We start from the raw sequence: 25871 nt of genomic DNA on the forward strand, positions 1-25871 counted from the left end.
CTTTAAAAGCAATTTATGCCCGTGGGTGATGCTTCATGTAGACAGAACGCAATCTTTCTTTAGAGACATGCGTATAAATTTGTGTCGTAGACAAATTTTCATGACCGAGTAGCTCCTGTACAGTACGTAAATCTGCCCCTTCATCTAACATATGTGTAGCAAATGTATGCCTTAACATATGAGGACTTATACGCATTGTCAGTGAAGCTTTCTTAATGAGTTCATTTAATACATAGCGTACTCCTCGACTTGTCAGCGGCGTGCCTTTCGCATTTAAAAATACCATATGAGATTGTTCTTCAGTTTTCTTGGCTAACTGTTTTCTCCCGTTCTCTATATAAGTAATTAAAGCATCTTGTGCATAGCTCCCGAACGGAATATACCTTTGTTTTTTTCCTTTTCCCATTACTAAAATTGTCCCCACCGCAAAGTCAATATCGGTAAGTTGTAAATTGACACATTCACTCACACGGATCCCGGTCGCATACATCAACTCTAATAAAGCTTGATTCCTTTGACCTAACGGGGTTCCCGTATCAGAAACTTTAAATAATTCCTCTAATTCTTCAGCATATAAAAACTTTGGGATTGACAATTCTTTTTTGGGGAGTGACGCAAGTGCAAACGGATTATCTTTCCGATAACCTTCACGCATCAAAAAACGATATAAACTTCGTAAGCTTGATACTTTTCTTGCGACAGATTTACGGGCTAACTTTTCATCGTGCAACGTCGTTAAGTACAAACGAACATCCGCGTATGTAATATCTAAAAAAGAGGATATGCCTTCTCGCTCCATAAATTGCACAAAATGTTCTAAATCATTTTGATAACTTGCAATTGTATATTTTGAATAATTTCTTTCAATTTGTAAATATCCAACGAATAATTGTAACAATTTCTTCACATTCACACAATTCACCTCAATAAAGGCTACTAAATCGTATCACAACTTAGTAGCCTTTGCAAGAAATTTAACTAAATATTTACAAAATTTCGAATCGTTTCTAAAGCGCGTGTTGCATAGGCTTCATTACGTTCTGCTTTCTTTTTAATTTTCTTCTCTAACGGTGCAAACAGACCGAAGTTTGCATTCATCGGTTGGAAGTTTTTTGCATTTGTCGCAGTAATATAATTCGCCATACTTCCCATCGCAGTTACTGGTGGTAATACAACCGGCTCTTCACCTTTTACAAGTCGAGCAGCGTTGATACCTGCTAGCAATCCTGAAGCCGCTGATTCAACATATCCCTCCACTCCAGTCATTTGACCAGCGAAGAATAAATCATCACGTTGTTTATATTGGTATGTTGGACGAAGCAAGTTAGGTGAATTAATAAACGTATTACGATGCATTACACCATAACGTACAATCTCTGCGTTTTCCAGTCCTGGAATCAACTGTAACACTTCTTTTTGCGGTCCCCATTTTAAATGCGTTTGGAAACCTACGATATTGTATAACGTTCCCGCTGCATCATCTTGGCGTAACTGAACAACAGCATATGGCGTTTTCCCTGTTTTCGGATCTTCTAATCCAACAGGTTTCATCGGTCCAAATACTAGTGTTTGTCTTCCTCTACTTGCCATAACTTCTACTGGCATACAACCTTCAAAGAAAATTTCTTTTTCAAATTCTTTTAAAGGTACTGTTTCAGCAGCGATTAAAGCCTCGTAAAAACGGTCGAATTCCTCTTCCGTCATTGGACAGTTTAAATATGCCGCTTCACCTTTATCGTAACGAGATTTTAAATACACTTTATTCATATCAATGCTGTCTTTCTCAACAATCGGTGCTGCTGCATCATAGAAATAAAAGTAGTCTTCACCCGTTAATTCTTTTAATTGCGCAGAAAGATCAGGCGACGTAAGTGGACCTGTCGCGATAACAGTAGGACCTTCTGGAATTTCAGTAATTTCTTCATTCACCACAGTTACGTTCGGATGATTTTTCACATATTCCGTTACTTTTGCCGCAAATTCATGACGATCTACCGCTAAAGCCCCTCCTGCTGGTACAGAACACTCATCAGCTGCACGAATAATAACAGAATCCATTAAACGCATTTCTTCTTTAATAACACCAACAGCATTTGTTAATGTGTTTGCGCGAAGCGAGTTACTACATACTAATTCTGCAAATTTATCTGTGTGATGAGCTGGCGTTTGCCTTACCGGTCTCATTTCGTATAATCTTACTTGGACACCACGTTTTGCAATTTGGTAAGCTGCTTCACTTCCTGCAAGACCTGCGCCAATGACGTTTACTACTTGTGTTGTCATATATTTATCACCTTTCCTTTTCTTCCCGAAAAAAATGTGAGCAGTTACGCTCACATTTGTTGTTCTTCTTCATAATCACACGAAATACATTGTACTTGTACGCCTTTTTTCAACTTCTTCTCTACTAGCATACCTTCACACTTCGGACATTTACGGCCAATCGGCTTATCCCAAGATACAAAGTCACACTCTGGATACGTACCGCACCCATAGAAAAGACGTTTCTTTTTATTACTACGACGCTCAATAATTTGACCTTTATCACATTTCGGACAAGTAACACCGATTTCTTTCACAATCGGTTTTGTATTACGACAATCTGGGAAATTCGAGCAAGCCATAAATTTCCCGTATTTACCCATTTTAAAGACCATTGGGTGATTACATAATTCACAATCTTCCCCAGCTGGTTCATCTTTAATTTCCACTTCACGCATTTCTTTTTCCGCTTTTTCTAAACGCGGTTCAAATCCTACGTAGAAATCATCAACAATTTTTACCCAATTCGCATTTCCTTCTTCTACTTCATCGAGGCTTTGCTCCATGTTAGCAGTAAATTCAATGTTAATAATTTCTGGGAAAAACTCTAAAATAAGTTCAATTACTATTTCACCTAGTTCAGTTGGAACGAAGCGTTTATTATCCAAACCTACATATCCACGTTTTTGAATCGTTTCAAGTGTCGGTACGTAAGTCGACGGTCTTCCAATTCCAAGCTCTTCAAGTGTTCTTACTAAACGAGCCTCTGTATAGCGCGGCGGAGGTTGTGTAAAGTGTTGCTTCGGTTCTAAATCCTTCGAAAATACGGTTTCCCCTACTTCTAAAGGTGGCAACATCTTATCCTTTTCTTCAGCCCCATCATCTTTCGACTCTACATACACTTTCATAAATCCTGGGAACTTTACAACCGATCCACTTGCACGGAACTGAACATTATTATTAATGAGTCTCGCTGTCACAGTATCCATTATAGCAGACGCCATTTGACTTGCAACAAATCGCTCCCAAATCAATTTATACAATCGAAGTTGATCACGACTTAAGAAACTCTTTAGTTCCTCTGGCTTTCTCATTACCGAAGTAGGACGAATTGCCTCATGCGCATCTTGTGCGTTCGACTTCTTCGTTTCTTTCTTCTTTTCTGTTCCTATGTATTCCGTACCAAACGCCTCAGTAATGTACGTACGTGCCTCTGTTTGAGCTGTTTCTGAGATACGTGTTGAATCAGTTCTCATATACGTAATAAGACCTACAGTTCCTTGTTTTCCAAGATCAATTCCTTCATACAATTGCTGCGCAAGCATCATCGTTTTCTTTGCTCGCATGTTTAACTTACGCGCCGCCTCTTGTTGCAAGGAAGATGTTGTAAATGGTAATGCCGGATTACGTTTTCGCTCTTTTCTCGTTACATTTTCAACTGAGAACGCATTATCTTTCAGCCGTTCAATTATTTCATTCACTTGTGTTTCATTCGTTAATTGAACTTTTTCACCATCTACACCGTAAAAGCTTGCTTCAAATGTGTCTTTCCCTTTCACAAATTCTGTCTTAATTGTCCAGAATTCTTCAGGCTCGAAACTTTGAATTTCTCTTTCACGTTCGATAATTAAACGAACTGCTACAGATTGTACGCGTCCTGCACTTAATCCTTTTTTTACTTTCTTCCATAATAAAGGACTAATATTGTAACCAACAAGACGATCTAGTATACGTCTTGCTTGTTGTGCATCTACTAAATTCATGTTAATCGCGCGAGGATGTTTAAAGGATTCCTTTATTGCATCTTTTGTAATCTCATTAAACACAACTCGGCAATCTGATTCAACGTCCACATTTAACGTATTGGCTAAATGCCAAGCAATAGCTTCCCCTTCGCGGTCTGGATCGGCCGCGAGATAGACTTTCTTTGCTTTTTTTGCTGCTGATTTTAAGTCTTTTAAGACGGGACCTTTACCACGAATGGTAATATACTTCGGGGTGAAGTTGTTCTTTACTTCTATCCCCATTTGGCTTTTAGGTAAATCGCGAACGTGTCCCATAGACGCGACAACTTTGTATTTTTTCCCTAAATATTTCTCAATGGTCTTCGCCTTAGAAGGCGACTCCACGATTACGAGGTAATCTGACATGCTAGTGCCTCCTTAAGAGGTGGATTCAAGTCTTCATTAATCTTATTGATTTCTCTTGTTTTTGTCAATCAAGAATGAATATACCATACAGTGCCTATCTACCATTTGTCAATAATTGTTTAATAAAAACATAAAAATATAAGGTTAATTTAAAATCTCTTCCAGTATATCTTCTGCATTTCTTACTAGTTTCGCTCCTTGTTGAATGAGATGATTTGTTCCTGATGCACTATCTATAAATATAGGTCCAGGAAGTGCAAATACCTCTCTATTTTGCTCTAGAGCAAGGTCTGCGGTAATAAGTGTTCCACTTCTCGATTTCGCTTCTACAACTAAAACACCTTTACTTATGCCACTAATAATCCGATTCCTTTTTGGAAAATACCATTTTTTCGGTGCATAGTGCGGCGGATACTCTGTTAATAACAATATATATTCATTCCACACTTCATATAAATATCGATTCTCTCTTGGATATATATACGATAATCCATGTCCTAGTATCGCAATTGTTGGGCAATGCCGTCTTACTGTAATTTCATGAGACATCGCATCTATCCCTCTTGCAAATCCACTGACAACAAGCCATTCCTTTTCTAATAATGGATGTAAAATAAATTTCAAACTTTCATATCCATATAAATTCGGTTCTCTTGTTCCAACAACCGCTAATTTATTCACTTTATTGAGAAAATCTTTTTCTCCTTTTCCATATAATACAAAGGGAGGATCTTGTATTTCACGTAATAATTTTGGATAATCTTCATCCCATATTGTCATATAAAAGAATCGATTTTTCTCTAAATAAGATATATATTGTGGGAGATTTGAACTTTGAAGAAAATTTACTAATTCTGAAGATTTTTTCGAGGATATTCCAGTGTAACATTCAATTTGTTTTGCATTAAAATTGTATATTTCCTTCAATTCTGGATCGACATGTAATAGCCTCTCTATCGCCTTCCAATGGTCTGCTAACAAGTAATGAAGATGTAATAATCGTTCTCTTTTCATCACAATTCTCCTTACCCATAATTTTTATTATGTTAACAAGAAGTTTGTAAAAAGACACCTTCAAGCAAGAAGGTGTCTTTCAACAGATTAGTAGTTTTTACAAGTCTCAAATAGACCTTTTTCTTTTAAGACAGAGATTAGCGTTTCACCCATAACTGCTGGAGTTTCCGCTACTTTAATACCACAAGCTTCCATCGTTTTAATCTTTTCTGCAGCAGTTCCTTTGCCGCCAGAAATGATTGCACCAGCATGACCCATACGTTTGCCAGCAGGCGCTGTTTGGCCGCCAATGAAGCCTACAACAGGTTTTGTCATATTAGCTTTTACCCATTCAGCTGCCTCTTCTTCCGCTGTACCACCGATTTCACCAATCATAATTACAGCGTGTGTTTCTTCATCTTCATTAAATGCTTTTAACGCGTCAATAAAGTCTGTACCGTTAACAGGGTCTCCGCCGATACCTACAGCCGTAGATTGACCAATACCTTCTTGTGTTAACTGATGTACAGCCTCATACGTTAATGTACCAGAGCGAGATACGATACCTACATGACCTTTTTTATGAATGTATCCTGGCATAATACCAATTTTACATTCATCAGGTGTGATAACACCTGGGCAGTTCGGTCCAAGTAAACGTGTATGTTTACCAGCCATATATCTCTTTACATTTACCATATCTAATACAGGAATTCCTTCAGTAATACATACTACTAAATCAATTTCTGCATCAACTGCTTCCATAATTGCATCAGCCGCAAAAGCGGGTGGAACGTATACAACTGAAGCGTTTGCGCCTGTTGCTTTCACTGCATCTTCTACAGTATCAAATACTGGTACACCTTCAATATCAGTGCCACCTTTACCTGGCGTTACACCACCGACAATTTTCGTACCGTATTCTATCATTTGCTTTGTGTGGAATAACCCTTGAGAACCTGTAATACCTTGAACAATAACTTTTGTATCTTTATTAACTAATACGCTCATTTTTCTCCCCCGCTTTCTATTAGCCCACTAGTGAAACAATTTTTTGTGCACCGTCTGCCATAGATTCTGCTGCAACAATATTTAAGCCAGACTCATTTAAAATTTTCTTACCTAACTCTACGTTTGTACCTTCAAGACGTACAACTAAAGGCAATTCAAGACCTACTTGTTTCGTTGCTTCAATAACACCTTCTGCAATAACATCACACTTCATAATGCCACCAAAAATGTTAACGAAGATACCTTTTACATTTTTGTCAGAAAGGATAATTTTGAATGCTTCTGTAACCTTTTCAGCTGTCGCACCGCCACCAACATCTAAAAAGTTAGCTGGATCTCCATGGTAATGTTTAATGATATCCATAGTAGCCATCGCTAAACCTGCACCATTAACCATACAACCGATATTTCCATCTAAAGGAATGTAGTTTAAGTCATATTTAGAAGCTTCGATTTCTTTTGCATCTTCTTCATCAAGGTCACGAAGTTCTAAAATGTCTTTATGGCGATATAAAGCATTAGAATCAAAGTTTAATTTCGCATCTAATGCCATAACTTTACCATCACCTGTTGTAACAAGTGGGTTAATCTCTGCGATAGAGCAATCTTTTTCGATAAAAGCACGGTATAAGCCCATCATAAACTTCACAGCTTGTCCTACAAGCTCTTTTGGAATATTGATGTTAAATGCAATTCGGCGTGCTTGGAAGCCTTGTAAGCCTACTGCTGGATCAATATATTCTTTAAAGATTTTTTCAGGTGTTTTTTCTGCTACTTCTTCAATTTCTGTTCCGCCTTCTTCAGAAGCCATTAAAACAACTTGAGAAGTTGCACGGTCTAAAACAAGACCTACATAATATTCTTTTTTAATATCGCAACCTTCTTCGATAAGTAAGCGTTTTACTTCCTTACCTTCAGGACCTGTTTGATGTGTCACAAGTGTAGTTCCTAAAATGCTCTCTGCATATGTACGAACTTCATCTAAATTTTTTGCAACTTTTACTCCGCCAGCTTTGCCGCGTCCACCAGCGTGAATTTGTGCTTTCACTACACATACATCCGTTCCTAATTCTTTCGCCGCTTCTACAGCTTCTTCTACTGTAAATGCAACCTTCCCGTTCGGAACGCTAACCCCATAGCTTCTAAGGACTGCCTTACCTTGGTACTCATGGATATTCATGGTCCCATCCTCCCCTGTTTTCCTGTTTTACTCGAAAAGTTTTTTAATGTTTAAAAAACATTACATTGCCATTGTATAAGATGATTGGCACGCTGTCTACAATAAAGTGTCAGAAAACTGAAATCGCTTTATTCTTTTTGGAAAATAGTAATGTTTATATGTCAAAATACAAAATAAGCTGCGTTTTCGCAGCTTATTTTTGAATCATATCTTTAATTGGCGCGAACGATTTTCGATGTTCTTCTAATATGCCATGCGCTTCAATCGCTTCTAAATGCTGTTTTGTGCCATATCCCATATGTTGTTCAAATCCATATGCAGGATACTTTTCTCCAAGCTCTTTCATCATACGATCTCTCGTTACTTTCGCAATAATGGATGCAGCTGAAATAGAAATACTTTTTGCATCACCTTTAATAATAGATGTTTGCGGAATTGGTGTAGGGAGTTTCATCGCATCAATTAATAAATATTGTGGTGTACAAGATAAATTCGCTACAGCATCTAACATCGCTTGTTTCGTCGCTTGATAAATATTTATTTCATCAATAACTTGCGGTGATACAATTCCAACTCCAATTGCAATTGCTTGCGCTTTAATTTCATCATAAAAACGCTCACGTTTCGCTTCACTCAACTTTTTCGAGTCATTTAACCCCGGAATATAAAAATCCTCAGGAAGAACGACAGCTGCCGTCACAACAGGCCCAGCTAACGGTCCACGACCTACTTCATCTATACCTGCGATATATGTGAGACCTTTTTCACGTAACGCATTTTCATACTTAGACATTTCTAGAAATTTTTCTTTTTCCTTTTGCGCTAACTCTTTTTGTTTATACCACTTAGAAATGAGCTTTTGTACCCCTTTACGTTCATCTTTTATTAATATTTGAAAGCGGTCGTCCTCTTCACTCATAATTTCTTGTAGTAAATGTTCCGCCTCTTGAATAGTCACTTTTTGCATTCATGCCACTCCCTTTATATACAAAAAAGAAAAGACGTACAAACGCACGTCTTATACTTCTTCTACTTTTTCTGCATCTTCTGTCTGCTCCGCAAACTCTTCTGGTGTTTCAAACGTCATTTTCCCAAGTTTGCCACCACGAAGCTCACGAAGTATAAGTTCAGATGTTTTATCATAATCAATCATTCCGCCGCCCATTAAACAGCCTCTATTTTTTCCAATCGCATCAAATAACTCCACGATGTCTTCTGGAATGTCATTTAAATTATAGCGCTCTTTTAATCGGTCTGGGTAATGTTTCTCCATAAAACGTAGCGCATAAACAGCTACGTCTTGTAGATTTAAAATAGAATCTTTAATTGCACCAGTCGTAGCTAGACGTAACCCAACTAATTGGTCTTCAAATTTAGGCCATAAAATACCTGGCGTATCTAACAGCTCCATTTCTTTCCCAACCTTAATCCATTGCTGAGCTGTTGTCACACCAGGACGATCCCCTGTTTTAGCAATATTTTTCTTCGCTAACTTATTAATCAACGTAGATTTACCAACATTCGGTATCCCTACAATTAATGCACGAATCGCTCTCGGTCTAATACCTTTTGCAACCATTTTATCGAATTTCTCTTTCACTAACACTTTACAAGCCGCCGCAATTTCCTTCATGCCTTGTCCAGCCTGTGCGTTAATTGAAATTGCCATATGGCCTTTTTCTTTAAAATATGCGATCCATTGCTTTGTTAAACGATCGTCTGCCATATCCGCTTTATTTAAAACAACAAGCCTCGGTTTATGTGTAATAATCTCATCGATCATCGGATTTCGAGAAGATAAAGGTAATCGAGCATCTACAAGCTCAATTACAACATCAATTAACTTTAATTTTTCTGTTACTTGGCGTCTAGCCTTTGCCATATGTCCCGGGAACCATTGAATTACCATGTTGCCACCTTCTTTTTCTTTTATTTCACAATACGAGCATCTTTTAACGGCCAATATAGTATATTTGCCTTTCCAATCACTTGGTCCATTGAAATTGTACCAATCGAACGGCTATCTTTACTAAAACGACGATTATCGCCTAAAACAAATAATTGACCTTCTGGAACAGTTTTCTTCCCTGTCATTTCTTCAAGAGTGAAATCATATGTAAGCGGTCCGTCAGCAATTTGTTTTTTCTGCTTGTCTAAATACGGCTCCTCATAAGCCTTTCCGTTAACATATAGTTTATCATTACGATACTCTATTTCATCGCCTGGTAGGCCGATAATACGCTTAATATAATCTTTATCTTCCGTCGCTCGGAATACAATAATATCAAATCGTTTCGGATCTCCTATGTGATAACCAATTTTATTAACTATCATTCGATCGCGATCATGTAATGTAGACGCCATCGATACTCCATCTACGAGAATTGGCGCAAAGAAAAACTGTCTAATAACACCTGCTAATACAACAGCTATCAAAATTGCCTTGATCCATTCCCAAAGTGAACTCTTTTCTTTCTTCATGCTTTTCCCCTCCACGATTATGTAAGCTGATCGTATTATATCAAAATTTTATATAGATTGGAAAAAGGGAGCTTGTGCATTTACAAGCTCCCATACATGTCTTATCGAATTTCTTTAATACGTGCTTTTTTACCGCGAAGGTTACGTAAGTAGTATAACTTAGCACGACGTACTTTACCACGGCGAAGTACTTCGATTTTCGCGATTCTTGGCGTGTGAACTGGGAATGTACGCTCTACACCTACACCGTAAGAAATCTTACGAACTGTGAATGTTTCACTGATTCCGCCACCACGACGTTTAATTACAACACCTTCGAAAAGCTGAATTCTTTCACGAGTTCCCTCAACTACTTTTACGTGTACACGTAAAGTGTCTCCAGGACGGAATGAAGGAAGGTCAGTTTTTAATTGGCCTTTTGTAATTTCTGCGATTAATTGTTGCATATTAAATTCTCTCCTTTAAACAGATGCTCTTATAAAGTCTAAATAAATTACAGCGGAACATCGTTAATACGGCTACTGATTTCAGCAGCACAAGTGTTATAATAGCATATTGCTAAGGCTGTTGCAATAGAAAATATATCAAGCACTTATTTGCCTTCTTTAATCTGTTCTAGCCACTTCTTTTCTTGCTTAGACAATTCTCGTTCTTCTAGTAAATCCGGTCTACGCGTGTACGTACGACGCAACGATTCTTTATGTCGCCATTCATCAATATTTTTATGATTTCCCGACATTAATACATCTGGCACTTTCATACCACGAAAATCAGCTGGACGTGTATAATGAGGATGCTCTAATAAACCTGTACTAAACGAATCCTCGACTTGTGAAGCATGATTTCCTAGTACTCCTGGAAGGAGACGTACGACACTATCAGTTATAACCATAGAGGCTAACTCTCCACCCGTTAATACATAGTCACCGATAGAAATCTCATCTGTTACGAGATGTTCACGAATTCGTTCGTCATATCCTTCATAATGCCCACATACAAAGATTAAATGTTCTTCCTCTGCAAGCTCTTCCGCTTTCTTCTGAGTAAACCTTTCACCTTGCGGACACATTAAGACAACTCGCGGCTTCCGCTCCGTTTCTTTCGTTAAATCTTCTACAGCATCAAAAATAGGCTGAGGAGTTAATACCATCCCAGCGCCGCCACCATACGGATAATCATCCACGCTATTATGCTTACTCGTTGTATAATCGCGGAAATTGACAACACGAAGCTCTACCGCTTCTTTTTCTTGTGCTTTCTTTAAAATTGAAGATCCAAACACACCTGTAAACATATCTGGAAACAAAGTTAAAATGTCAATTTTCATTATAGTAGCCCTTCCATTACATGAATGGTTACTAATTTATTCTCAATGTTAACTTGAAGTACAACATCATCAATATAAGGAATTAACAGATCTTGACCTTTTGGACGTTTAATTACCCAAACATCATTTGCACCAGGAGATAAAACTTCTTTTATTGTCCCTAACGCTTCTCCTTCTTCCGTTACAACGTTGCAACCAATAATTTCATGATAGTAGTATTCGCCTTCAGCTAGTTCGCCTAATTGATCTTCAGGCACTTTTAAAAGAGAACCTTTAAACTGTTCTACTTCATTTACATTCCCATATCCTTCAAATGTCAATAAATCAAATGTTTTATGTTGACGATGAGAAGTAATCTTTACTGGGAAAGGCTCTCCACCTTTTTCATTCGATATGTATAACGTATTCCCTACCTTATATCGCTCTTCTGGAAAATCAGTACGAGAAACCACACGAATTTCTCCTTTTACGCCATGAGTATTTACAATTTTCCCTACGTTAAACCATTTTGTCATAAACAGTATGTCACCCCTGGTTTCTATATAAATTAAGCATCCCCATTTCACATATGGAACATGCAATTTCTCTTTAAATGTTAAAAAAGGGAGAGGAAATAACTCCTCGCCCTTTTTACGTTTATTGAATTTCCAGTGTTACTTTTTCACTATTGTGATGTCCCACTGAATACAAGAGCATTCGAATTGCTTTCGCAACTTTCCCTTGTTTTCCAATGACTTTTCCAACATCCTCAGGATGTACAGTTAATCGATACTTTATCTCTCCGTTGTAAAGTTCCTGTGTAACTTTTACATCTTCAGGATAATCGACAAGAGGCTTGACAATCGTCTCGACTAACTTCTTCATAGTCATTGCCTCAATTACTTACCTTGTTTAGATAAGTGGAATTTCTCCATGATACCTTGGTTAGAGAATAAGTTACGAACTGTATCAGATGGTTTAGCACCATTTCCTAACCATTTTAATGCTGCTTCTTCGTTGATCTTAACTTCAGCTGGTTGAGCAACCGGATTGTAAGTACCGATTTCCTCAATGAAACGTCCGTCACGAGGAGAACGAGAATCTGCAACAACTACACGATAGAAAGGAGTTTTTTTAGCTCCCATACGTTTTAAACGAATTTTAACTGCCATTTATAAAGCACCTCCGAATTTATTTCACACAGATAATTATATTAGCAAAAAGACTATTGCTTTGTAAAGTATTTTTTCTTAACAGAGCCATCTTTTTTCCTTACATGAATGGAAACTTCAATCCACCTAGTCCTTTTTTCTTACCTTTTTGCATTCCAGTCATCGTTTTCATCATCTTTTTCATATCATCAAATTGCTTGATTAAACGATTGATTTCTTGTACCGTTGTACCGCTACCTTTGGCAATGCGTTTTTTGCGACTAGCATTGATTATTTCCGGTTGTTCTCGCTCTAATTTAGTCATAGAACGAATAATTGCCTCAATATGCCCAATTTGTTTTTCATCAACTTGTGCATTTTTCAGCCCTTTAATTTTATTTGCACCAGGAAGCATTCCTAACAATTCATCAAGCGGGCCAAGTTGACGCACTTGTCCAAGTTGTTCTAGGAAATCGTCAAGTGTAAACGAAAGCGTACGCATTTTTTGCTCAAGTTCTTTTGCTTTCTCTTCATCAACTGTAGCTTGCGCTTTTTCAATTAATGTTAAGACGTCTCCCATCCCTAAAATACGGGATGCCATACGTTCTGGATGGAACGCTTCAAGTGCATCTAGTTTTTCACCCATACCAGCAAATTTAATTGGCGTATTTGTAACAGCTTTAATAGACAATGCCGCACCACCGCGCGTATCACCATCCAGCTTCGTTAATACAACCCCTGTTAAACCTAACTGTTCATGGAAACTTTGTGCAACATTAACCGCGTCTTGTCCTGTCATCGCATCGACAACAAGGAAAATTTCATCCGGTTTCGCAACTTCTTTCACTTTCGCTAATTCATCCATTAGTTCTTCATCAATATGCAGGCGACCTGCTGTATCAATTAAAACATAATCATGATGATCTTCTTTCGCTTTTGCAATCGCTTGTTTCGCAATTTCAACAGGACTTACTTGATCTCCTAAAGAGAATACAGGCATGTCCAATTGCTTCCCTAATGTTTCAAGCTGTTTAATCGCTGCAGGACGGTAAATATCCGCCGCAACAAGCATTGGTTTACGATTATGCTTTTTACGAAGCAAATTCGCAAGCTTACCTGTCGTCGTTGTTTTACCTGCACCTTGCAGACCAACCATCATAATAACAGTCGGTGGCTTATTAGCAACAGCAATTTTGCTTTGCTCTCCGCCCATAAGTTCTGTAAGTTCTTCCTGTACAACTTTAATTACTTGTTGTCCAGGTGTCAAACTTTTCATTACATCTTGTCCGACAGCACGTTCAGATACACGCTTTACAAAATCTTTTACTACTTTAAAGTTAACGTCCGCTTCTAAAAGAGCTAGACGAACTTCTCTCATCATTTCTTTCACATCGGCTTCAGAAACTTTTCCTTTGCCGCGGATTTTTTGCATCGTCTGTTGAAGTCGGTCGGCTAATCCTTCAAATGCCATATTGCCGCCCTCCTAATCTAATTTTTCGATAGCTTCAACAACTTGTTTCATTTCTTCATTCACATGCTCTTCTTCGCTGATTAGCTGTTTTAGCTTTGCAACAAGTCGCTGTCGCTCTTGAAACTTTTGAAGTAATACTAATTTTTCTTCATATTCTTCAAGCATCGCTTCAGTCCGTTTAATGTTATCATACACGGCTTGGCGACTTACATCAAATTCTTCCGCAATTTCACCAAGAGATAAATCATCTAGATAATAAAGCGACATATAACTTCTTTGTTTTTGCGTTAACAACGATTGATAAAAATCAAATAAATAGTTCATTCTCGTTGTTTTTTCGAGCATGTTGGATCATCCTTTGTTAAGTGATTTCCCTTTACATGAATTAGTTTACATGGAGTACAAAAGAGTGTCAAGTTTTTTTCTTAACATCTCATATTTTTATAGAAAAAGAAGCGGAAAATACCGCTTCTTTCACTTATACTTCTTCTGTTTCTACTAAGTTCGCAAATAAACCATATACATATTGTTCTGGATCGAACTGTTGCAGATCATCCATTTGCTCTCCTAATCCAACGAATTTCACCGGTACATCCATTTCGTTACGAATTGCTAATACAATACCACCTTTAGCAGTTCCATCTAACTTCGTTAAAACAATACCAGTCACATTCGTTGCTTCACGGAATGTTTTCGCTTGACTTAAACCGTTTTGTCCTGTTGTTGCATCAATAACAAGCAATACTTCATGAGGAGCTCCTGGTACTTCACGCTCAATTACACGCTTTACCTTCTCTAACTCTTTCATTAAGTTTACTTTATTTTGTAAACGTCCTGCTGTATCACATAGTAATACATCTACTTTACGTGCTTTTGCAGCTTGTACAGCGTCATACATAACCGCTGCTGGATCAGACCCTGATCCTTGTTTAATCACTTCTACCCCAACGCGATCGCCCCATACTTCCAATTGTTCAATCGCTCCAGCACGAAATGTATCTCCTGCTGCTAATAAGACAGACTTACCTTCTGATTTAAACTTATGAGCCATCTTACCAATTGTTGTCGTTTTACCTACACCATTCACACCAACAAATAAAACAACTGTTAAACCATCCTTTTGCACATTAATTTCATTAGTAAAATCGCTGTCACCTTTATAAATTTCTATTAATTTTTCCGAAATAACAGCTTGTACTTCTTTTGGATCTTGAATATTACGGCGTTGCACTTCTTCTTTCAGCTGGTCGATTAATTCCATCACTGTCGAAACGCCAACATCTGCACCGATTAAAATTTCTTCTAATTCTTCGAAGAAATCTTCATCTACTTTACGGTAACGAAAGACTAAATCATTTACTTTATCTGCAAACGAATTTCTCGTTTTTTCTAATCCTTGTTTAAACTTCTCTGTTACCGTATCTGTTTGTTTTGAAATTTTTTCTTTTAGTTTTTTAAAAAAGCTCATACTGTCCCATCCTTTCTATTTGCTTGCAACTAGTTCTTCTCCATCATCTAAACGAACCGAAACAAGTTTAGATACCCCTGACTCTTGCATTGTTACACCGTACAATACGTCAGACTCTTCCATTGTACCTTTTCTATGTGTAATTACAATAAACTGTGTCTCATCACTAAATTTCTTTAAATACTGAGCAAAACGGGCAACGTTTGCCTCATCAAGAGCAGCCTCTACCTCATCTAATACACAGAATGGGACTGGGCGCACTTTTAAAATACCAAATAGCAGCGCAATTGCCGTTAAAGCACGCTCTCCACCTGAAAGTAAACCTAAGTTTTGCAGTTTCTTCCCTGGCGGTTGCGCTACGATATCAATACCCGTATTTAATAAGTCCTCTGGATTCGTCATAACTAAATCCGCTCTACCGCCTCCAAATAATTCAGAGAACACCGATTGAAACTCCATTCGAATTCCTTCAAACGTAGTAGAAAAGCGTTTTTTCATTTCTTCATCCATTTCAGTAATAAGTTGGTGCAATGTCGTTTTTGCTTCTTCTAGATCATCTTTTTGCTCTAGTAAGAATGTATGACGCTCTGCCACACGCTCATACTCATCAATTGCTCCTAAGTTTACTGTACCTAGCTCTTCGATGGAGAGTTTAATTAGTTTCACCTTTTTACGTGCATCCTCAGCAGGCATCACCATTGTATACTTCAGTTTTGCCGCTTCAAATGAAATCGTATATGTTTCACGTAAATGTTGTAATCTATTTTCTAACTCTACATCAAGTCGGTTTATTTTTACCTCTTGATCTTTCAACATCTCAAGAATGTATTTATGTTTACCTGTTGTTTCTTTCAGGTTACGCTCTAACTGTTCTACTCTCTCTTGTAACGATACACGTTGTTCACGACGAGAGCGAATTAACTCTGAAGTTTGATTACGATCATATGCTTTCTTCTCAATCATATTCGTAATTTGTTCTTCACCACTTGAATTCGATGTCATTTCTTGTTTTAAGAATGCTAAATCCTCTTTCGTTTTGACAAGCGTTGCATCGGTTTCTTCTTTTTCCTTCGTCAATCGTTCTACTTTTTCTTTTTGATTAGATAAGCGTTGTTGCTTTTCAGCTGCTAACACTTTTAACTCAGTCATTTCTTTTTGAACTTTTTCTTTCGAAGAATGTTGCTCACTTTTTTGTTTTGTTAAAGCTGTGATTTTGCTATCTAATTCCGTAATCTCTGCCTGAAGAGTCGCCAAAATCTTTTCTAACTCTTCTTTACGGCCTTGCATTTTCACTTGGTCTTGCAAGAACCCTTCAATCTCTAAATCGTAAATAGATAAACGATCATTAATACGATGTTCTTCTAATTCTAAGCGACTAATTTCTTCTCTTAATTTCTGTTCATCTACACGCTCTGCTTCTACACTTTGCCTTAGTTCGCGTATTTGCACTTCTTTTTCTTGAATCTCTTGTTTTACTGCTTTAACAAAGTTTTCTAACTTCGTTGTTTTCTCTTCCATATCAGTTAACTTACTCGTCCACTCTTCTAGTTCACGTTGACGTCCTAATAAAGATGATTTCGCCTGTTTTACCGCTCCACCCGTCATAGAACCGCCAGGGTTTACTACATCACCTTCGATTGTTACAATGCGATAACGGTATTGCAATTGTTTCGCCAACTCATTCGCTCCGCGTAAATCTTTTGCAACAATAACAGTACCTAATAAATTTGAAACTACATTTTCATATTTATTGTTATATTGCACGAGTTCTGCTGCCACACCTACAAACGATGGGTGCTGATTTACAATACGTAATTGCTCAAATGATAACGATCTACCTTTAATAACAGCTTGCGGTAAAAACGTTGCTCGTCCATGTTTATTTTGTTTTAAAAACGCAATTGCATTACGAGCATGTTCTTCTTTTTGTACAACTATATGCTGCATCGCTGCACCTAGAGCAATTTCCATTGCAATTTCATATTCTTTCGGTACCGTTAGCAGTTCTGCAACAGCACCCTCAATACCTTGCAACCTATTTTCTCTAGCTTTTAATACTTCACGTACCCCTTGATAGAAACCAGAGTAGTCCTCTTGCATCTCTTCTAGCATTTCTTTTCGAGAACGTGCCTGTTGTACAAATTGATATGCTTGATACAGTTTTGTTTCGTTTTCACTATACTGCGCCTTGCATTTCCCAAGTGCCGCTTCTGTCTTTTGTATATTCGAAAGGATTCCAGCTACTTTTTCTTTTACTTGTTCATAACTTTCCACAAGTTTTGTCTTTTTCGCTGTAATTTCCATACGCATTTCTACATATTTCGCATTTTCTTCATCAAGGCGTTCATTTTTTGAGTTTTGTTGTTTAGATTGTTCTTCAATCATAGATAACTCATTACGATGACTAGCTTGTTGATTTAAAAGTTCAATATAGTCACCTTTTAAATTCTCAATTTGCTCTTCTAAATTGTCAGCAAACGTTGCAAGTAATTGCTCATTGTCATGCAATTTCGTCTCCAACTCTTTTACATGATTTACAAATTGCATCAATACTTCTGTACTCGATTCAATCTCACCATCATAACTTGTAGCTTTCTCTGTTAATTCAACAATTAACTGTTCGAGTTGTGCACAATGCGTCGTTGCATTTTGCTTTCTCTCTTTTAATAGCTCACGCTGTCCTTCTAACTTTTCTAGCTCTTTACTAGAAAGTAAAAGTACTTCTTGCAGGGAATCTACAGACTCATCTACTGCTTGTAATTGGCCTCGTAATTCTTCTAGCTCTTCTTCACCTTTTTGTAAATGCGTTGACATTTTCGCTTCTTCGTTTTTATTATGCCCAAACTGATTTCGAAGCGCTTCCCATTTCTCATGTAATTCTTCAATTTCATGTACAATAAGCGCCGCTTCTACTTTCTCTAATTCTTCTTTTTTCTCGAGATAATCCTTTGCAATAGAAGCTTGTCTTTCTAAAGGTTCTACTTGACTACTTAATTCGTGAATTATATCTTGTACACGATTTAAGTTTTCTTGTGTGTCTGCTAATTTACCTTCAGCTTTCTTTTTACGAAGTTTGTATTTCAGCACTCCCGCCGCTTCTTCAAATACCCCACGACGTTCTTCTGATTTACTACTTAAAATTTCTTCAACTTTCCCCTGGCTAATAATCGAAAAAGCTTCTCTTCCCATACCAGAGTCCATAAATAAATCGATAATATCTTTCAACCTGCATGATTGTTTATTAATATAAAAATCACTATCACCAGAACGAGATACACGACGCGTTACACACACCTCATTATATTCAATCGGTAAACGTTGATCTTCATTATTTAAAGTTAATGTTACTTCAGCAACATTAACCGCTCTTCTCGTATCACTACCTGCAAAAATAATATCTTCCATCTTTGCACCACGTAATGATTTTGCCGATTGTTCACCAAGTACCCAACGAATGGCATCAGTAATATTACTTTTCCCGCTTCCATTAGGTCCTACTACAGACGTTACACCTGGGACAAAATCGACAGATACACGCTCAGCAAAAGACTTAAATCCCGCTATTTCTAATCTTTTTAAAAACACGAAAGGCCTTCCTCCTATTCTCCGTTGCTATAAATGTTGTTTATACAAAAACAAACGATTATACGGATTTCATTTCCTTACATTTATAAACGAAAGGAAAGTTTCATTCTATGCACAAGGAATCCCCCTCATTCAAAGGGGGATTCCTTATAGTTGTTCTTTTAACTTTTTCAACGCTTCTGCAGCAGCTTGTTGCTCTGCTTCTTTTTTCGACTTGCCACTACCAAGACCTAAGGCCACGTTATTTAACGTAACACGTGACACAAATTCTCGATTGTGAGCCGGTCCTTTTTCTTGCAAAATTTGATACTCAATATTGCCACTACCATCACGCTGAATCAACTCTTGTAATTGACTCTTATAATCCATCACATGAGAAAAAGCACCTTCATTAATTTTAGGGTATACAATTTCTTTTAAGAAGCCCCATACTGTTTCTAGCCCTTGATCAAGATAAAGGGCACCAATAAACGCTTCAAAGACATCCGCTAATAAAGCTGGTCGTTCACGTCCGCCTGTCATTTCCTCACCTTTTCCTAATAAAACTAGGCTACCAAATGACAACTCGTTTGCAAAACGAACAAGAGATGGTTCACATACAATAGCTGCACGTAGTTTTGTTAACTCTCCTTCGCTCATTGTCGGATATTTTTGAAACAGATACTGCGATACAGTAAGTTCCAATACTGCATCTCCAAGGAATTCGAGACGCTCATTGTCTTCATGCGGTTTTTTTCGATGCTCATTCACATACGATGAATGCGTAAATGCTTGAATCAATAATTTTTCATCTGTAAACGTAATACCTATTTTTTCTTGAAATACTTTAAACGCTTCACGATATTTTGTTTCGTATTTTTTTTCTCTATATTTACGGTACGGCATAGGTCCCTCCAGATATAAGCCGAGAAGCCCCGCTAAAAAACGGGACTTCATTCAAGCATTATAGATGACTCTCTATGTAAGTCACAGCATCGCCAACAGTAGCAATCTTTTCAGCATCTTCATCAGAAATTTCCATTTCGAATTCGTCTTCTAATTGCATTACAAGTTCTACTACATCTAGGGAGTCTGCTCCTAAATCTTCCTTGAAGCTTGCAGCTGGTACTACTTCTGTTTCTTCTACTCCTAAACGATCAACGATAATTTTTGTTACACGCTCTAAAACATCTGCCATTCCATTCACCTCCCCTCAAATATTATATTAAATATTGTCCAAAAAAACTAGCTGAAATCGATTCTTTTATTACATTACCATACCGCCATCAACATTTAACGTTTGACCTGTAATATATTTGCTTTGATCAGAAGCAAAAAACGTTACAGCATTTGCGATATCTTGCGCTTCACCAAACTGAGCCGCAGGAATTAATTTTAACATTTCAGCTTTTATATTTTCATCTAATACGTCTGTCATATCTGTCGCAATAAATCCAGGAGCAATTGCATTTACAGTAATATTGCGGCTTGCTAGCTCTTTTGCTGATGTTTTTGTTAATCCGATTACACCCGCTTTAGCAGCAACATAGTTTGCTTGTCCTGGGTTTCCCGTTACTCCGACAACAGAAGCGATATTTACAATACGTCCATGACGTTGACGCATCATATATCGAGATACTGCCTTTGTACATAAGAATACACCTTTTAGGTTTGTATTAATAACTGTATCCCATTCTTCTTCTTTCATACGCATTAATAAATTATCTTTTGTTACACCTGCATTATTTACAAGAATATCAACTTGTCCAAATACATCTACAGTTTGTTTCACCATATTTGTAACGTCTTCAGCATTTGCAACATCTGCTCTTACTGCAATTGCATCCGAACCTAATTTCTTTATTTCATCAACTACTTCATTTGCCTTTTGCTCGTTACCAGCATAATTTACTACAACATTTGCCCCTTGTTTTGCTAAATCAATCGCAATTGCACGACCAATTCCACGTGAAGCACCCGTTACTAATGCTACTTTCCCTTTTAACATCAACTTTCTCCTCTCAAATTCGAAATGGTATCTTGTAATGTCTCTTCATCGTATATCGCGTATGCTTTCACTGATGAATCAATTGACTTCATAAGTCCAGCAAGTACTTTCCCAGGTCCAATCTCAATAAATGTATCTACCCCTTGACTCACCATATATTCAATGGATGGATACCATAAGACAGGCGAATAGAGCTGCTCGATTAACTTTTCTTGAATATGTGCACCACTTGTAATAACGTCTGCTGTTACATTTGCGATTACCGGAATATTCGTATCTTGAATTGTAATTTCATTTAAGACACTTTGGAATTTCTCCGCCGCTGGCTTCATAAGCGCAGAGTGAAACGGTCCACTTACTTTAAGCGGAATTGCTCTCTTTGCACCATTTTCTTTCGCTCTTTGAGAAGCAATCTCGACTCCTTGCTTTGTTCCAGAAATCACAATTTGCTTCGTACTATTCATATTAGCAATTTGTACTGCATGTCCTTCACTTGTTACTTCTTCTGTAACTTGTTTCAGCATATGTGGATCAGCACCTAAAATAGCCGCCATTGCACCTTCTCCGCCAGGAACAGCTTCTTCCATATATTCCCCACGTTTCCTTACAGCATATACTGCATCCTCAAAAGTTAATGCACCCGCTGCTACAAGAGCGCTATACTCACCTAAACTATGCCCTGCGACAAAGTCTGGTGTAATATCATACTCTTTTAAAGCTGTCAAAATAGCAAAACTCGTCGTTAATAAAGCAGGTTGCGCATTTGTTGTTAACGTAAGCTTTTCCTGCGGCCCTTCAAAAATCACTTCTGAAAGTGAGTCTTGCAACACCTCATCTGCTTTTGCAAATACATTTGCAACCTCTTTATTATTCTCTGCTAACTGTTTACCCATTCCAACTGCCTGTGAACCTTGGCCCGGAAAAAGAAATGCTAGTTTTCCCATTTCAAATCCTCCTCTTATTGGAGTGGCTCTTTCTCCATTACGCTTGAAATAGTAGGAATAACTTCTTTCGCTACCATTTCTCTCGTTTGACGAATCGCACTAAATATCGATTGGTCATTGGAAGAACCGTGAGCCTTAATGACAGGAGCCTTCAATCCAAATAATGCCGCTCCTCCATACTCCGAATAATCCATTTTATCTTTTAATACCATAAGTTTTGGCTTTAATACCGCTGCTGCTAATTTGCTCGTAAACGAACTCATTAACTGCTCTTTTAACATAGAGAATAATGCAAGTGCTGTTCCTTCTAATGATTTCAGTGCTACATTCCCTGTAAAACCATCACATACAACAACATCTGCTACACCTTGCAATAAATCTCTTGATTCAACGTTCCCAACGAAATTAATTGGGGCATCTTTAAGCATTGCAAAGACTTGTTTTGAAAGCTCGTTACCTTTACCATCTTCTGTTCCAACGTTTAAAAGTCCAACGCGAGGATTTTTAATTCCTCTTACTTTCTCAGCATATACAGATCCCATTACTGCATATTGATATAAATGAATCGGTTTTGCATCAACGTTCGCTCCAACATCTAACATAACAAAACCTTCTCCATCAACAGTTGGCATTGTAGGGGATAAAGCTGGTCGCTCAATTCCTTCCATACGACCTACAACAAACAATCCAGCCGCCATTAAAGCTCCTGTACTACCAGCTGATATACAAGCATCCGCTACACCGTCTTTCACTTGCTGCGCCGCAAGTACCATTGAAGCTTGTTTTTTTCGACGAACCGCTCTTACTGGTTCATCTGTCGATTCAATTTTTTCGTCTGTATGAAGTATAGTAATTCGTTCTTCACTCGTTAAGTATTGACGAATTTCCTCTTCTTTCCCCACTAACGTAATATGTAAATCAGAATATTCCTTAATAGCTTTCATTGCTCCTAGTACGACAGCCTTTGGAGCATGATCGCCGCCCATTGCATCTATTGCGATTTTCATAAGTTGTTACCTTCCTCACTATAATTACTAGATCGATACATTTCAAAAGTGCCTGTAAAAACAAGTTCTTCTCCAACAAAGCTACGCACTTTGACAACCGTCCGCCCTTTATCATTCTCTACATCTTCCACGCGCGCTTTTGCAACAACACGCTCTCCTAATTTTACAGGACGAATGTATCGAATGGTAGACTTTGCAGTTAAAGCTAATTCTTCATCAATAACTGCAACAGCTAGTGAGTTTGCTTGTGCAAACAAATGATGCCCACGGGCAATTTGATTTCTTTTAAATACGTGTTCTACCTTCACTTCAAAAATAGAAATCGCATGTCTATCTAATTCTATATCAATAATTTCTCCGACAACCTCTTCTAACGGTAAAGATTTCACATCTTCTTCATGTTGCTTTGTAGCTACATGTTTAATTCTTTCTCTTAATTCAGGAATAGATAATTCCATACGATCAAGACGTACGGTTTGTATACTCACTTGAAATTTTTCTGCTAAATCTTCATCCGTAATAAAAGGATTCGTTTCTATCGTTTGTTGTAATAATTCTTGTCTTTCTTTTTTACTTCTTCTTTTTTTCATACCGCACCATCCATTTTTATGACTAGGTACTAACAGTAGTATATAATCATTAAAAGTAGAATGCAACAAAAACTTTTGTTGCCTCCCTTTAATCGAGCTTCTCTCCCTGGAACACACCTGTCCCGTCAAGATACGTACGCAACGACGCATATTGATCATTATGCCAAAACGCTTCTGAATCTACTAGTAACGCCGCATCTTGTCTAGCTGTTTCTAGCGCCCGATAATCATGTACCATATCAGCAACCTTGAATTCTGGTAAACCACTTTGCTTACTCCCAAAGAAATCTCCAGGACCTCGTAATTCTAAATCCTTTTCTGACAATACAAATCCATCATTTGTTTCAGTCATTATGCGCATTCTTTCTTTTCCTGTTTCTGATTTAGGGTCTGCTATTAATAAACAATACGATTGTTCACTACCACGCCCAACACGTCCTCTTAGCTGATGAAGCTGTGATAAACCGAAACGCTCTGCATCATAAATAACCATTACAGTCGCATTCGGTACGTTCACACCCACCTCAACAACTGTTGTCGACACAAGAATTTGCACTTTATTTTCACTAAATTGCCCCATTATCTCTTCTTTTTCTTGAGATGATAATCTTCCATGCATTAATCCGACTTGGCATTTCCCCTGATAATGATGAGTCAGCATACTATGTAAGTCGATTGCATTTTGTACATCAAGTTTCTCAGATTCTTCAATTAGAGGACAAATAACATATGCTTGTCTTCCTTTTTTTATCTCTTTCTCTACAAAACCGAGAACACGATCTAACATGTCATGTTTTGCCCAGTATGTTTCAATTACCTTTCTACCAGCTGGCATCTCATCGATTATAGAAACATCCATCTCTCCAAATGCAGTAATTGCTAACGTACGTGGAATCGGGGTCGCTGTCATAAATAATACGTCTGGACTTTCACCTTTCTCACGTAAAACTCGTCGCTGCGCTACGCCAAATCGATGTTGTTCATCAGTAATCACGAGACCTAACCTATGAAAGATAACTTCATCTTGAATTAAAGCATGTGTTCCAACAAGGATATCTATTTCTCCTTGTTCTAATTTTGCCAAAATCTCTCGGCGTCTCACACCTTTAACTGAACTTGTTAACAATTCAACCTTCATACCAAAGTGCGAGAACGTCTCTGCGAGCGATTGATAATGTTGTTCTGCTAAAATTTCTGTTGGAACCATTAAAGCACCTTGATAATGCGCTAATTTCGCTGCATAAAGACCAATTGCAGCGACCACCGTTTTACCAGAACCTACATCACCTTGCAACAGACGATTCATTCGATAAGGAGATGTCATATCTTTCATAATTTCATCTACAACTCGGCTTTGCGCACCAGTTAACGGAAACGGAAGTGCATCGATAAACTCTTGCAATTCTTCTGAAGGAATTTCTTTTTTCGTCCCTTTCGAATTTTCCCTCTCCATTTTTCGTAACGTTTGCATTTTCAACTGAAATAAGAAAAACTCTTCATATACAAACCGGCGACGCGCTTGCTTCAAGTCTTCCTGCCCCGATGGAAAATGCAAAGCCCGAAGCGCTTCATAACGTGGCAGTAATTTATACCGACTTAGCAATCCATCTGGTAACACTTCAACTATAGAGTCTCCATACTCCTTTAACGCTTGTGCAATAAAACGGCGCATCTGTTTTACTGTAAGTTTCCCTTTCACTGAGTACACAGGCTCCACTTCTTGTTGACGTACAACCGGTCCAAAATGAAGTTCTGATACCGCAATCGTTTGACGATGCTGGTCCCATTTTCCAGTAACCGTTACCGTTTCATCTAAATTTAACTTCTGCTTATAGTACGGCCTATTAAAACATACAGCTGTAATTAAATAACGACCTACGAGGACACGAACCGTAAGACGCGACTTCTTCTTCCCGTAATATTGCAGTAAAGGAGCACTATGAACTTTTCCCTCAACTGTTACACGTTCATCATGCTTTACTTCTGCAAGATCTTTCATCGCATAGTCTTCATAACGGTACGGAAAATGTTCTAATAGATGAGAAACTGTATAAATTCCCATCTCGTGTAGTAATTCAGATGTTTCTCCTCCGATTCCCTTTACATCCGTAACAGGAACTTGTACAACTTCATTCAAGATTCTCACGCTCCGTCACATTATTTTTTGATTCATTATCCATTAACATGATTGACATCTGTAATCGCTCTCTTTCACCTTATATATTCTATCATAGGCATTCTAAGAGAAACTACTCAAATCCCTCATAAACAACACGAAAGAAAAG

General features: G+C 37.8%; 25 protein-coding genes. All 25 read right to left on the reverse strand.

All coding sequences use genetic code 11. From position 1 onward, the window contains the following. Positions 1-13 precede the first annotated feature (13 nt). On the reverse strand, positions 14-913 hold the full coding sequence (xerC, locus tag RTP99_RS08250; protein WP_001101230.1) for a tyrosine recombinase XerC: 900 nt from the start codon (positions 911-913) through the stop codon (positions 14-16). A 65-nt stretch (positions 914-978) separates the two neighbouring features. After that, entirely contained in the window at positions 979-2283 is a 1305-nt protein-coding gene (trmFO, locus tag RTP99_RS08255) for an FADH(2)-oxidizing methylenetetrahydrofolate--tRNA-(uracil(54)-C(5))-methyltransferase TrmFO (RefSeq protein ID WP_002028254.1), read from the reverse strand. 50 nt (positions 2284-2333) lie between these two features. Continuing rightward, positions 2334-4412, reverse strand: a complete 2079-nt coding sequence (gene topA / locus RTP99_RS08260) for a type I DNA topoisomerase (RefSeq protein WP_001286972.1) — start codon at positions 4410-4412, stop codon at positions 2334-2336. 144 nt (positions 4413-4556) lie between these two features. Continuing rightward, the gene (gene dprA / locus RTP99_RS08265) at positions 4557-5426 is read right to left on the reverse strand and encodes a DNA-processing protein DprA (protein WP_000818028.1); all 870 of its coding nucleotides are present in this window, start codon (positions 5424-5426) and stop codon (positions 4557-4559) included. Positions 5427-5513: 87 nt separating this feature from the next. Continuing rightward, positions 5514-6416, reverse strand: a complete 903-nt coding sequence (sucD, locus tag RTP99_RS08270) for a succinate--CoA ligase subunit alpha (protein ID WP_000115178.1) — start codon at positions 6414-6416, stop codon at positions 5514-5516. 19 nt (positions 6417-6435) lie between these two features. Then, positions 6436-7596, reverse strand: a complete 1161-nt coding sequence (sucC, locus tag RTP99_RS08275) for an ADP-forming succinate--CoA ligase subunit beta (protein WP_001020785.1) — start codon at positions 7594-7596, stop codon at positions 6436-6438. A gap of 193 nt (positions 7597-7789) precedes the next feature. After that, positions 7790-8563, reverse strand: a complete 774-nt coding sequence (rnhB, locus tag RTP99_RS08280) for a ribonuclease HII (RefSeq protein ID WP_001174724.1) — start codon at positions 8561-8563, stop codon at positions 7790-7792. A 51-nt stretch (positions 8564-8614) separates the two neighbouring features. Beyond that, on the reverse strand, positions 8615-9505 hold the full coding sequence (gene ylqF / locus RTP99_RS08285; RefSeq protein ID WP_000236697.1) for a ribosome biogenesis GTPase YlqF: 891 nt from the start codon (positions 9503-9505) through the stop codon (positions 8615-8617). Positions 9506-9525: 20 nt separating this feature from the next. Then, on the reverse strand, positions 9526-10077 hold the full coding sequence (gene lepB, locus RTP99_RS08290) for a signal peptidase I (protein ID WP_000711857.1): 552 nt from the start codon (positions 10075-10077) through the stop codon (positions 9526-9528). Positions 10078-10178: 101 nt separating this feature from the next. After that, positions 10179-10523: a 50S ribosomal protein L19 gene (gene rplS / locus RTP99_RS08295; protein ID WP_001186516.1), complete on the reverse strand. Its 345-nt coding sequence runs from the start codon at positions 10521-10523 to the stop codon at positions 10179-10181. Positions 10524-10669: 146 nt separating this feature from the next. Continuing rightward, the gene (gene trmD, locus RTP99_RS08300; protein WP_000686892.1) at positions 10670-11404 is read right to left on the reverse strand and encodes a tRNA (guanosine(37)-N1)-methyltransferase TrmD; all 735 of its coding nucleotides are present in this window, start codon (positions 11402-11404) and stop codon (positions 10670-10672) included. Then, entirely contained in the window at positions 11404-11919 is a 516-nt protein-coding gene (rimM, locus tag RTP99_RS08305) for a ribosome maturation factor RimM (RefSeq protein WP_000170268.1), read from the reverse strand. Before rimM ends, trmD begins: the two co-directional genes overlap by 1 nt. Positions 11920-12040: 121 nt before the next feature. Continuing rightward, the gene (locus RTP99_RS08310) at positions 12041-12268 is read right to left on the reverse strand and encodes a KH domain-containing protein (protein ID WP_000737403.1); all 228 of its coding nucleotides are present in this window, start codon (positions 12266-12268) and stop codon (positions 12041-12043) included. Positions 12269-12282: 14 nt separating this feature from the next. Then, entirely contained in the window at positions 12283-12555 is a 273-nt protein-coding gene (rpsP, locus tag RTP99_RS08315; RefSeq protein WP_000268750.1) for a 30S ribosomal protein S16, read from the reverse strand. A 100-nt stretch (positions 12556-12655) separates the two neighbouring features. Next, a complete protein-coding gene (ffh, locus tag RTP99_RS08320) occupies positions 12656-14005 on the reverse strand; it encodes a signal recognition particle protein (protein WP_000863461.1) in 1350 nt (449 codons plus the stop codon). Positions 14006-14017: 12 nt separating this feature from the next. Then, positions 14018-14350: a putative DNA-binding protein gene (locus tag RTP99_RS08325; RefSeq protein WP_000891062.1), complete on the reverse strand. Its 333-nt coding sequence runs from the start codon at positions 14348-14350 to the stop codon at positions 14018-14020. A gap of 133 nt (positions 14351-14483) precedes the next feature. Next, a complete protein-coding gene (ftsY, locus tag RTP99_RS08330) occupies positions 14484-15473 on the reverse strand; it encodes a signal recognition particle-docking protein FtsY (RefSeq protein ID WP_000007647.1) in 990 nt (329 codons plus the stop codon). A gap of 15 nt (positions 15474-15488) precedes the next feature. Then, on the reverse strand, positions 15489-19058 hold the full coding sequence (smc, locus tag RTP99_RS08335) for a chromosome segregation protein SMC (RefSeq protein ID WP_000479000.1): 3570 nt from the start codon (positions 19056-19058) through the stop codon (positions 15489-15491). 147 nt (positions 19059-19205) lie between these two features. After that, positions 19206-19943, reverse strand: coding sequence for a ribonuclease III (gene rncS / locus RTP99_RS08340; protein WP_001146876.1), 738 nt, complete (start codon positions 19941-19943; stop codon positions 19206-19208). A 58-nt stretch (positions 19944-20001) separates the two neighbouring features. Further along, complete coding sequence (gene acpP, locus RTP99_RS08345; RefSeq protein WP_000786062.1) at positions 20002-20235, reverse strand: acyl carrier protein; 234 nt, start codon at positions 20233-20235, stop codon at positions 20002-20004. 69 nt (positions 20236-20304) lie between these two features. Next, the gene (gene fabG, locus RTP99_RS08350; protein ID WP_000911784.1) at positions 20305-21045 is read right to left on the reverse strand and encodes a 3-oxoacyl-[acyl-carrier-protein] reductase; all 741 of its coding nucleotides are present in this window, start codon (positions 21043-21045) and stop codon (positions 20305-20307) included. Continuing rightward, positions 21045-21989 (reverse strand): ACP S-malonyltransferase, encoded by a 945-nt coding sequence (fabD, locus tag RTP99_RS08355; RefSeq protein WP_000516950.1) that lies wholly within the window; start codon positions 21987-21989, stop codon positions 21045-21047. The genes fabG and fabD overlap by 1 nt, the downstream gene beginning before the upstream one ends. 14 nt (positions 21990-22003) lie before the next feature. Further along, positions 22004-22996 (reverse strand): phosphate acyltransferase PlsX, encoded by a 993-nt coding sequence (gene plsX, locus RTP99_RS08360; RefSeq protein WP_000684108.1) that lies wholly within the window; start codon positions 22994-22996, stop codon positions 22004-22006. Further along, positions 22993-23586: a transcription factor FapR gene (fapR, locus tag RTP99_RS08365; RefSeq protein WP_000747352.1), complete on the reverse strand. Its 594-nt coding sequence runs from the start codon at positions 23584-23586 to the stop codon at positions 22993-22995. Before fapR ends, plsX begins: the two co-directional genes overlap by 4 nt. Before the next feature lie 88 nt (positions 23587-23674). Then, positions 23675-25723 carry an ATP-dependent DNA helicase RecG gene (recG, locus tag RTP99_RS08370; RefSeq protein ID WP_001006888.1) on the reverse strand — a complete coding sequence of 683 codons (2049 nt, stop codon included), beginning with the start codon at positions 25721-25723 and terminating at the stop codon, positions 23675-23677. Between the last annotated feature and the right edge of the window lie 148 nt (positions 25724-25871).

The sequence above is a fragment of the Bacillus sp. (in: firmicutes) genome (genome assembly GCF_031983925.1).
Classification (GTDB): domain Bacteria; phylum Bacillota; class Bacilli; order Bacillales; family Bacillaceae_G; genus Bacillus_A; species Bacillus_A pacificus.

Excerpts from the sequence above, each read along its gene's own strand:
- rnhB (WP_001174724.1), bottom strand. The coding sequence starts at position 8,563 with ATGCAAAAAGTGACTATTCAAGAGGCGGAACATTTACTACAAGAAATT.
- ftsY (WP_000007647.1), bottom strand. The coding sequence starts at position 15,473 with ATGAGCTTTTTTAAAAAACTAAAAGAAAAAATTTCAAAACAAACAGAT.
- trmFO (WP_002028254.1), bottom strand. The coding sequence starts at position 2,283 with ATGACAACACAAGTAGTAAACGTCATTGGCGCAGGTCTTGCAGGAAGT.
- sucC (WP_001020785.1), bottom strand. The coding sequence starts at position 7,596 with ATGAATATCCATGAGTACCAAGGTAAGGCAGTCCTTAGAAGCTATGGG.
- lepB (WP_000711857.1), bottom strand. The coding sequence starts at position 10,077 with ATGAAGAAAGAAAAGAGTTCACTTTGGGAATGGATCAAGGCAATTTTG.
- rplS (WP_001186516.1), bottom strand. The coding sequence starts at position 10,523 with ATGCAACAATTAATCGCAGAAATTACAAAAGGCCAATTAAAAACTGAC.
- dprA (WP_000818028.1), bottom strand. The coding sequence starts at position 5,426 with ATGAAAAGAGAACGATTATTACATCTTCATTACTTGTTAGCAGACCAT.
- ffh (WP_000863461.1), bottom strand. The coding sequence starts at position 14,005 with ATGGCATTTGAAGGATTAGCCGACCGACTTCAACAGACGATGCAAAAA.
- fabD (WP_000516950.1), bottom strand. The coding sequence starts at position 21,989 with ATGGGAAAACTAGCATTTCTTTTTCCGGGCCAAGGTTCACAGGCAGTT.
- trmD (WP_000686892.1), bottom strand. The coding sequence starts at position 11,404 with ATGAAAATTGACATTTTAACTTTGTTTCCAGATATGTTTACAGGTGTG.
- acpP (WP_000786062.1), bottom strand. The coding sequence starts at position 20,235 with ATGGCAGATGTTTTAGAGCGTGTAACAAAAATTATCGTTGATCGTTTA.
- sucD (WP_000115178.1), bottom strand. The coding sequence starts at position 6,416 with ATGAGCGTATTAGTTAATAAAGATACAAAAGTTATTGTTCAAGGTATT.
- rpsP (WP_000268750.1), bottom strand. The coding sequence starts at position 12,555 with ATGGCAGTTAAAATTCGTTTAAAACGTATGGGAGCTAAAAAAACTCCT.
- fapR (WP_000747352.1), bottom strand. The coding sequence starts at position 23,586 with ATGAAAAAAAGAAGAAGTAAAAAAGAAAGACAAGAATTATTACAACAA.
- plsX (WP_000684108.1), bottom strand. The coding sequence starts at position 22,996 with ATGAAAATCGCAATAGATGCAATGGGCGGCGATCATGCTCCAAAGGCT.
- fabG (WP_000911784.1), bottom strand. The coding sequence starts at position 21,045 with ATGTTAAAAGGGAAAGTAGCATTAGTAACGGGTGCTTCACGTGGAATT.
- RTP99_RS08310 (WP_000737403.1), bottom strand. The coding sequence starts at position 12,268 with ATGAAGAAGTTAGTCGAGACGATTGTCAAGCCTCTTGTCGATTATCCT.
- ylqF (WP_000236697.1), bottom strand. The coding sequence starts at position 9,505 with ATGGTAATTCAATGGTTCCCGGGACATATGGCAAAGGCTAGACGCCAA.
- rimM (WP_000170268.1), bottom strand. The coding sequence starts at position 11,919 with ATGACAAAATGGTTTAACGTAGGGAAAATTGTAAATACTCATGGCGTA.
- RTP99_RS08325 (WP_000891062.1), bottom strand. The coding sequence starts at position 14,350 with ATGCTCGAAAAAACAACGAGAATGAACTATTTATTTGATTTTTATCAA.
- rncS (WP_001146876.1), bottom strand. The coding sequence starts at position 19,943 with ATGCCGTACCGTAAATATAGAGAAAAAAAATACGAAACAAAATATCGT.
- topA (WP_001286972.1), bottom strand. The coding sequence starts at position 4,412 with ATGTCAGATTACCTCGTAATCGTGGAGTCGCCTTCTAAGGCGAAGACC.